The 7,033-nt window shown below is 41.3% G+C and carries 6 protein-coding genes; 5 read left to right on the top strand and 1 reads right to left on the bottom strand.

All coding sequences use genetic code 11. From position 1 onward, the window contains the following. Positions 1-55 precede the first annotated feature (55 nt). From ASE55_RS02745 to xth, 4 genes are all read left to right on the top strand, one after another. Positions 56-1,675 (top strand): DUF6923 family protein, encoded by a 1,620-nt coding sequence (locus tag ASE55_RS02745; protein WP_056215228.1) that lies wholly within the window; start codon positions 56-58, stop codon positions 1,673-1,675. After that, positions 1,672-2,562, top strand: coding sequence for a DUF11 domain-containing protein (locus tag ASE55_RS02740; RefSeq protein ID WP_056215225.1), 891 nt, complete (start codon positions 1,672-1,674; stop codon positions 2,560-2,562). The genes ASE55_RS02745 and ASE55_RS02740 overlap by 4 nt, the downstream gene beginning before the upstream one ends. 16 nt (positions 2,563-2,578) lie before the next feature. Next, entirely contained in the window at positions 2,579-3,121 is a 543-nt protein-coding gene (locus ASE55_RS02735; protein ID WP_056215222.1) for a hypothetical protein, read from the top strand. Between the two features lie 503 nt (positions 3,122-3,624). Further along, positions 3,625-4,407 (top strand): exodeoxyribonuclease III, encoded by a 783-nt coding sequence (gene xth, locus ASE55_RS02730; RefSeq protein ID WP_056215231.1) that lies wholly within the window; start codon positions 3,625-3,627, stop codon positions 4,405-4,407. 1,194 nt (positions 4,408-5,601) lie between these two features. On the opposite strand, the gene ASE55_RS02720 is transcribed toward xth, so the two are convergent. Further along, positions 5,602-6,138 (bottom strand): hypothetical protein, encoded by a 537-nt coding sequence (locus ASE55_RS02720; RefSeq protein ID WP_128414479.1) that lies wholly within the window; start codon positions 6,136-6,138, stop codon positions 5,602-5,604. Positions 6,139-6,706: 568 nt separating this feature from the next. Between ASE55_RS02720 and ASE55_RS02715 the strand changes: the two genes are divergently transcribed. Then, positions 6,707-6,964 carry a hypothetical protein gene (locus ASE55_RS02715; RefSeq protein ID WP_056215214.1) on the top strand — a complete coding sequence of 86 codons (258 nt, stop codon included), beginning with the start codon at positions 6,707-6,709 and terminating at the stop codon, positions 6,962-6,964. Positions 6,965-7,033 lie beyond the last annotated feature (69 nt).

The following is a 7,033-nucleotide window of genomic DNA, read 5'->3' as shown; positions in this document are numbered from 1 at the left end:
ATTTAATTAAAAATATTACAATTATTAATATTTTCGTAAAATAATTCACTACTATATGAAAAGATTTAATTTTTTATTATTATTCCTTGTTGTTTTCTTACCCTATGAATTTTATTCGCAGCAAATCGACCGGTTGTATTTATCTTTTGCCGCAACAGGACGGGTATATGACATAACCGGTATTACAGGTACTGTTTCACTGCCCGCTCCGCTGGCTTCACCAACCGTTACTACCTTAGCAGACCTAAGTAATTTAGCAGTGGGATATGACAGCCCGGGAGGAAATCCGGGTTCTGCAGTATTTATCCACTCCAATACTGCGGCAAACAGCCCTATCTATAAAAATGGGACACTGATAACACCCTCTGCAACGCTGCCTGCTGTACCGATAGGAGGAATCGGGACCAATAATGTACCGGGGCCCTACTTTGGAAGGGTATACGGTTTCCAGTCCAATACAAAAACACTGTATCCAATTTATCCTGCGGGAGCAACACTGCCGATTACTGCAGCAGCAGGCGACACTGACTGGAATACAGGAACGACATTCAGCACCGACACCTTCTTTGATTATGAGAACAATATATACATGTTCCTTAATAATGCCGGTAATACGGCACGATATTTATATAAAATAGCCATTGCAACAGGGGTTGCTACAAAAGCCGCCCAGATTACCGGCCCTGCTGCAACGATAGCATCTATGCAGGGAATGGCCTATCTGAACGGTATGGTATATACAGCTTCCCTTATCGGGACCTCCGGCGGAACTGCCAACAGCATTCAGATTAACAGCATTAATATCTCTACAGGCGCTTCCACTACCGTGGCCACCATTAATATCGGGAGCAATTTTGCCAATCTTGATTTAGCTTCCGTTCCTTATTACGTACCGTTTACCTTTACCTGTAACGGGGCGGCATTCCAGGGCAATTCATCATTTTCTACAGGATATGTGTCTACAAGAACCGTAAGGATCCCCATTACCAATGTGTATGGTCCCGGTACTTACACCATCAACGTGTCAGGTACAGATTTTGCCACTACTTCCCAGAATGTCACCATTAATACAGGCACCACCTTTATCGATGTGCCGGTTACTTATAACGGAACCGGTTCTGCAGGCCAGAAAACAGTTACCGTAAGGCTGGGAAATTCTTCAACCACCTGCTCAGTCACGGCAACCGCTGAAGCATCGTTCGGATGTAACGCCAACATGTATCTTTCACAGAACAATACGCTGTACAGGGTAAATACGGCATCAAACCCTTTTACCTATCCTGCGGTGGGATCTTATACCGGAAATATCAACTCAATAGCCATCAATCCTATAGACGGACTGATGTACGGAACGGTGGAAAACACCAATACGATTGTAAGAATCAATGCTTCCGGTACCTTCACTCTGATGGGCGCCGTATCCGGGCTTCCGAGCGGTGTTAACCTGAATGCCGGTGAGTTTGACCCGGCAGGAAATTATTATCTTAAACAGGCAGGTTCCAACACCACCCTGTACCGGGTTAATATTGCAACCATGAGCGCCACTGCATTAACGCTTTCACAGGCCGTAAATGTTTCAGATTTTGCCTACATGATGGAAGACTTTATTCAGCATCTTCAGATACAGACGGAAGACTTCTGTCAATTGACCTTTCAACTATACCTGCAACGGTGACGTTTATCGGTACCAACAGTACGGTAAGTCCTTTCGGAGCGATGTTTGCCTCTTCAACCGGCGAGGTTTACGGTTCCCTTAATACGGGAGGTTTTTACCAGTTCAATCTTATCAACGGGCAGAGAACACTGATCTCATCATCTCCTGCCAGCAACTCGAATGACGGTGCGCACTGTGTTACTGCACCGATTGCTTTCAGTGCAGATCTTTATACAACGACAACGGACGGCGTATCCACTTATGCGCCGGGAACCTCTGTAACGTATACGGTGGTTGTAGGGAACAACGGGCCTTTCGGGGTTCAGGGGGCAACGGTTTCCGTACCTGTCCCTGCAGGAATTCCGGCGGCCAACATAACATATACTGCTGTTGGCGCAGGCGGTGCCACCAGTGCGGTTACCGGAACACAGACCGGTGCCGTTAACGATCTTGCCAATTTGCCGCTGAACGGTACAGTTACTTATACGGTTACGGTAAATATTCCGGTAACGTATACGGGTAATTTAACCAATACGGTTTCCGTTACTTCTCCGCCTAACAGTACAGACCCGATTACCGCCAACAATACGGCAACAGATACCAATGTGCAATCTGTTTGTTACAATCCGGTAACCAATACCGCTGCAGGAATCGATACCCGGCTGGGAATAACATTACAGAAAAACTCAAGTGTCGGAACCGGGAACTGGCCGTTTACCCGTAAGTCTGCACATATGGCAATAGAATCAAATACCCAGGGATTCGTGGTTACCCGTCTTGCAACCGCTAATTTGTCAGACATCACAACACCGCAGGAAGGAATGATGGTTTTTGATACCACAGCAAAATGTTTAAAAATATACTCAGATGGTGTATGGAGGTGTTTCTCGGTTCCATCATGCCCTTAATAAAAAAATATCAGCAATGAAAAAAGGAAAAATTCTCACAATCGCTTTACTTGCTTTTTCAGCATCTGCATTTTCACAGGTTATTATGGGGGATGCCATCGGTACAGCGGCAAACAAAACCAGTGTATTACTGGAATTTGCAAATACCAACAACAAAGGAATCATACTGCCTTACGTAAGAACATTACCCACAACTCCCACACAGGGAACTTTACTGCTGGATGCCGTTAATGCAGCACAGGCACGGATACGTTACTATAACGGGACTTCATGGATGGATATGAGCGGGCAGAACGGAAATATTACTGCCGTTATGGCCACACAGCCTGCCTTAGCGGAAACCACCAGTGAAAAATTCATCATCGGTGCAACTTCTACTTCCGCAAACGGAGCTGTAGTTCTGGAATCTGCCAGTAAAGCCATGGTACTGCCTACGGTTACGGATGTCAATAATATCCCAAGCCCATCCCCGGGTATGATGGTATACGTAAATAAAACCGGAGCCAAAAGATTAGCCGTTTATAATGGCGAAAGATGGTCATTCTGGGCAGCACAGTAAAATAAAACAATATTATTGTTATTACGGAAGGGTCCGGCTCAATATGAGCCGGACCCTTTTGATTTATCCGTTAGATATTTAGTTTCTTTCTAAATATTACATTATCGTTTTTGAAATTAATTCATTTCCTAATATTATTGCTGTATCTTAATAAAGATCAGCTATTCATTTAAAAAGAAGAAGCCCTTTCAAGTGAAAGGGTTTCTTTATACATTATAACATGTACTAATGATTTGTAGCGTTGGTAAAGATAGAACAATATCTTAAGCATTAAGATTTATTTGCAATCATTCTGTAGAGATAATATTTATTTACAACTGGTGTTTACCTCCAATGGTATTATATAAGCTAATGCTGTTGATATTCATTACATCTGTCAGATTACGCATCGAAGAAGCGTAATAGTCTTTAAAAAACTCCCATTGCTTTTTGAAATGCTATTCTTTATAGATGGTCTAGAATATGTATTTGATAAGATATTAAATTCATAAATGGTTACTTCCATGAAAATTGCTACATATAATGTTAACGGAATCAACAGTAGGCTTCCGGTTCTACTCAGATGGTTAAAAGAAGCAGAACCTGATATTGTATGTTTGCAGGAATTGAAATCACCGCAGGATCGTTTTCCTATCTCTCAGATCAATGAAGCAGGATATCATGCAGTGTGGCAGGGTCAGAAACAATGGAACGGCGTGGCAATTTTATCAAGAGGACATGAGATTACTGAAGTTCAGACCTCATTGCCAGGCGATTCAACTGATAAGCAAAGCAGGTATCTGGAGGTCATTATAAACCAGATCGTTATCTGCTGTCTTTACCTTCCGAATGGAAACCCTTTTCCAGGACCAAAGTTCGAATATAAATTAGATTGGATCAAGAGATTAAAAATAAGATCCGAACAGTTTATTGACATGGATCTTCCTGCAATTCTGATTGGAGATTTTAATATTATTCCAACTGAACAAGATGTCTATAAACCTGAAAAATGGAAAGATGATGCACTATTCAGACCGGAGGTGAGAAAAGCATTCACCGATCTTATAAAAAATGGTTGGACCGACTCAATACGCACTCTTTTTCCTGATACTGAAATTTATACTTTCTGGGACTATATGAGAAAAGCATATGAGCGGAATGCCGGATTAAGGCTGGATCATATATTATTGAGTCCGTATCTTAAAAGCACATTAATAAAAGGAGGTGTTGACAAATACGTCAGAGGATGGGATAAAAGCAGCGATCACGCACCTGTTTGGATTGAGATTGCTAATGATGTACAATAAACTCCATCATAATATATACATTCAGCGATCGCCTTTACACTACAGTTATATAGTTTAGGCTAATGAGTTCTCAACAATTAACATGTTGCTGCTGATTGAATGATAATCTACCTGACATTCTCTTTTTCAATACTTCATGCTTTCTGACTTGACCTCTAACAATCATTATCTATAAATTGTCTATTTCCTTTATAATTCTTGTTTAATCTGACTTAAACGAACCAAATCATCTATAAAAGTGTTTGAAGATACGCTCGTCATGGTCACCAAAACCGGCATCTGAAGTTTACTTCATGCCGGTTTTTTATTTCATAAATCCTTTATAAATCAAATCCTGTCCGCGCCGGCTGGTGCCCGCTACCGTTCCTGCTTTTCCTGAAGATCCGCCCGGGATGTTTTTTGTAATGCTTGTCATGAGGTTGCTTTTTTGGGTTAACGGAACGAAGGTATAACAGGATTTTCAATTTTCAATGGCCTGAATAAATTCTGGCAGCTTGTGTCCGGTTTTGGCAGGTTTTGGCAGCTTATGACCGGTACCCTCCGACATTTCTTCGGTTCTTCTTCGAGTCTTCTTCGGGTCCGCTTCGGAAAAACGGGTCTTTTTCCGAAGAACTCTCGAACAAAGGTCGGAGAATGTCCGGAAAACCGGGCATTTCCGGCAGGTTATTCCTGTCCCGAAGCATTAACTTTTACATTTAATGAATTTCTAATTTTCAGCCTGTTTATTTACAGATTTCACAAACATAGAATTCCCTATTTTCGGGTAAGATCCGGCAGCAGCTGTTCCTTTGTAAATGCTTATTTTTTTGTTCTTTTACCCTGATGCAAAAGAACCAAAAGATCAGGATTTAAAACTTTTACGCTACCAATTGAACCTGCGCTGAAAAGTTTAAAATTGATTCCCGTTGGCCGTCTAACCACTCCGTCAGGTTTGCGCGGATTGGGTTATTGGTTTTTAATCCAATATTGCAGCCGCACTTCGGACATAAAACTTTGGCTCATTATTGCTTATTTTTTATTGGTTTCGCCGAACCATACATGGTTTCTCTATGGCCTATCCTTTTCAATTTGCTTAACGCTAAAGTTTTCAGGTCGCTTTTTACTCGCAGTCGATATTGTTATTTTATATTCATCATTATTTTGGGATTTTAATTATATTTCTTTAAATCATCTTCTTTCCCGGGTCGCCAAACTTCAGGGCAAGGGCTTTTTATTTTTTTTCCTTTCCAGGATCAGCCACGCGCCATCCAGCATTTTGATGAGATGGAGATACGGACCGACAATATTACGCTCCGGTACATTGTTAAAGGTGCCGAGCGAGAAATACACCACGTCCGACAGGAACTCTTCAAATTCCTCCAGGCGGTACTCCTTAAAAGCTTTGCGGAAGACTTGCACCGGGTCCCGGTATTCTTCCTCTGAAAGCGAACCCTGCATCAGCAGGCTGCTGTGCTCCGGAACGCTCTCCCCTATCCATTTCCCGGCTTTCTTCCTGAGGCACCACCCTGCCCGGAGAAACGACCGCATCGACTGGTGGAAATGGAAAACCACGGAAGGGTCTTCAGAAATCCGCGTTTTCCCCTGTACCGCATACTGCATGATCCGGTTTAACCGCTCCTTCGCCGTCGCCAGATCATGGAACTGGAAAAACACCTCCATCAGCGGGAGTGCCGAATGCTTGTTTCGGCCGGACCAAAACCGGGATTCTAAGTCTATGCTGTTCTTTTTCATAGGTTCTGTTTTTTTTGATTTAATGGTTTTCCTGGCCATAAGGATTCATGGACTTGAAAACATAACTTTCCTGAGTGCCTTCTGGTCTGAAAAAAGACATGATAAGGTCTTTGAGCAGTGACCAAAAGACACCGGAAAGCATTGATATGAATGAAATTTGTGTTTTTTATAAGCTTACTTTAAAGCCGCAATGAGTTGTACACCCCATTGTATCGTGCAGTCTGATACTGTATTTTAAGGAAGCGGCTTAGAATGAAGAGTAATGGACGGCATGAAAATAAAACGGCATGGAACTCTACATTATCCAATTCGGGGTACTGGTATACCTTACATACAGATAAGAGAGCCCACGCCTAGGTCGTGAGCTTCCTGCTTATCATCTCGTATGTTAAAAATTACCAGTTTTCGAATTTGAGATTCTAAGCAATAGCTTCTAATATTCTTTGAAGTATCGCAAAATTACTTTATTAAGTAATTTGTTCCAAATATAAGAAAAATTTATTTCATTACCGAATTCGGTAATGATTAATGTTGCAAATATTTTGAAATTGCATTAAACAGTGCGATTATGAATGAATTTAAAACCGATGAAATTAAGAAATTAATTGCTGAAAAAATTAAGGAAATAAAAGGAGATACACCCTATACTAAAATTGCTGAGAAATGCAATACAACAGCGGCAAGAATAAGTGATGTATCAAACAATAAAATCGACTGTCAACTAAGCACCTTTATTGAAATAGCTACAGGTTTACGAATTCACCCAAGAGAACTGTTTGATATAGCATTTGATTTTAAGGAATATTATTATGAGCTTGATAAATAAATCCTGACGAGAGTTGGGATTTATTTGTTTTTAGCCCAAACTGTAATTTCTAATTTCATTTAAAATATA

This window comes from Chryseobacterium sp. Leaf201 (assembly GCF_001421435.1).
Taxonomy (GTDB): domain Bacteria; phylum Bacteroidota; class Bacteroidia; order Flavobacteriales; family Weeksellaceae; genus Chryseobacterium.
This window is presented reverse-complemented; position numbering and strand designations above follow the sequence as displayed.

Coding starts and splice junctions, on each gene's coding strand:
- ASE55_RS02745 (WP_056215228.1), top strand. CDS start 56: ATGAAAAGATTTAATTTTTTATTATTATTCCTTGTTGTTTTCTTACCC.
- ASE55_RS02735 (WP_056215222.1), top strand. CDS start 2,579: ATGAAAAAAGGAAAAATTCTCACAATCGCTTTACTTGCTTTTTCAGCA.
- xth (WP_056215231.1), top strand. CDS start 3,625: ATGAAAATTGCTACATATAATGTTAACGGAATCAACAGTAGGCTTCCG.
- ASE55_RS02720 (WP_128414479.1), bottom strand. CDS start 6,138: ATGAAAAAGAACAGCATAGACTTAGAATCCCGGTTTTGGTCCGGCCGA.
- ASE55_RS02715 (WP_056215214.1), top strand. CDS start 6,707: ATGAATGAATTTAAAACCGATGAAATTAAGAAATTAATTGCTGAAAAA.